At 43.4% G+C, this 1639-nt stretch carries 2 protein-coding genes; both read left to right on the top strand.

The window, feature by feature from the left end:
* Positions 1 to 296: 296 nt before the first annotated feature.
* Entirely contained in the window at positions 297 to 1259 is a 963-nt protein-coding gene (locus D3H55_RS23585) for an IS110 family RNA-guided transposase (protein WP_205685523.1), read from the top strand.
* Between the two features lie 59 nt (positions 1260 to 1318).
* Entirely contained in the window at positions 1319 to 1528 is a 210-nt protein-coding gene (locus D3H55_RS24780) for a hypothetical protein (RefSeq protein ID WP_205685522.1), read from the top strand.
* Positions 1529 to 1639 lie beyond the last annotated feature (111 nt).

Below are 1639 nucleotides of genomic sequence, written 5' to 3'. Positions count from 1 at the left end.
ACAAAGTTTACGAAAAACTCCCATGACGGCGCTTCCCGCCGCCACCATCTATCATCAAAATAGTCGTTGCCCCATTTAAAGGTCTGCCTCCATCATTCTCTGACCATAATGAGCCTAACAATACTGCCAGTCCGGAGACTCTTTGGTGGATCTTCTACTAGAAGATACCCTGTACGAAAAACTGGTTGTGACAGATTTGAAGAACCAACTATTGTGCCTGTGGTACGTATACAAAAATTTTGCATTAATTCATCTGTCGCTTGTATTGTTAGTACTGATTATGAGGTGACGTATAAATGGAAGCAATGATTGAGCGGTGTGCAGGCCTAGATGTACACCAAGAAACAGTAGTCGCATGTGTTTTGTTCGGTCCTTTGGATAAGAGGCCTAAAAAAGAAATTCAAACTTTCCCGACGACCACTTCGGGGCTCTTGGCTTTAAGTGATTGGTTAGCCTCCCAGGAAGTAACGGATGCGGTCATGGAAAGCACCGGCATCTATTGGAAGCCCGTCTGGAATGTACTTGAACATAGTGTGCAGCTGGTGCTTGCCAATGCCCGCCATGTTAAAAATGTTCCAGGGAGGAAAACCGACGTTAAAGATGCTGAATGGCTGGCAAAATTACTGCGGTCAGGATTAATTGAAAGCAGCTTTGTGCCACCTGCGGATATTCGTGACCTGCGTGATTTAACCCGGTATCGAAAAAAGCTGATTAATTCTCGTACTGCCGAGCGCAATCGAATACACAAAATCCTTCAAGACGCGAATATTAAACTAACCTCTGTGTTTTCAGATTTATTCGGTGTTACCGGCTGTCGCATTCTCGAAGCACTCATTAACGGAGAAAAGATTGAACTCCATTCCCTTCAACAAATGGTGGACCCAAGAGTAAAGGCCTCCCTAACAGAAATTTACGAAGCATTGAATGGACGTATCCGCAAACACCATTGCGATATGTTGCGTTTTCATTGGGAACACATCTCCTACCTGGATCAGACCATCGATAAAATCGTCGAACAGATTGATCAGGTACTCATTCCCTATCGAGAGGAATGCGAACTGTTAGACACAATACCTGGCGTGAATAAGGACTCAGCCGCCATTTTCATAGCTGAAATGGGAGTGGATATGTCTGTCTTTGGATCAGCAAAGCGTTTAGCATCTTGGGCCGGGGTAAGTCCGGGAAACTATGAGAGTGCAGGTATTAAAAAAAAAGTAAAACGACCTATGGAAACAAAGCTCTCCGAACGGTTGCGGTAGAATGTTCATTCGCCACAGACAGGCAAATCAACCGCATCTCTGCGCACCGAAAAAGAATTATGAAACGACAAGGAAAAGCCAAAGCACGTATTGCCTCCGCCCATTTACTTTTGACCATTGCTTATAACGTTCTAAAAACAAAAGAACCCTATCAGGAACTAGGCCCTGATTATTATCAGCAGAAAGAACAAAACAAAGATCTTAAAATCATTCAATATCTAAGGAAGAAAGGTTACAATATAGAATTAAACGAAGATAAGTCCGCCTAAGCAATAAGAAAACAAAACAGCTAACAGATCCTTGGCCCCCAAAAAATTGAGAAGGTGGAGGGCTTAGCTTCGTGTTGTCTTCTAGCCAAAGGAGTTTTCATACAAAGAGCC

This window comes from Bacillus salacetis (genome assembly GCF_003581585.1).
Classification (GTDB): domain Bacteria; phylum Bacillota; class Bacilli; order Bacillales; family Bacillaceae_B; genus Rossellomorea; species Rossellomorea salacetis.
Note: the sequence above shows the minus strand (reverse complement) of the source record. Positions and strands in the feature narration are given on the sequence as shown.

Bases quoted from the DNA above. Each gene is read 5' to 3' on its own strand.
- D3H55_RS23585 (WP_205685523.1), top strand. From the start codon at position 297: ATGGAAGCAATGATTGAGCGGTGTGCAGGCCTAGATGTACACCAAGAA.
- D3H55_RS24780 (WP_205685522.1), top strand. From the start codon at position 1,319: ATGAAACGACAAGGAAAAGCCAAAGCACGTATTGCCTCCGCCCATTTA.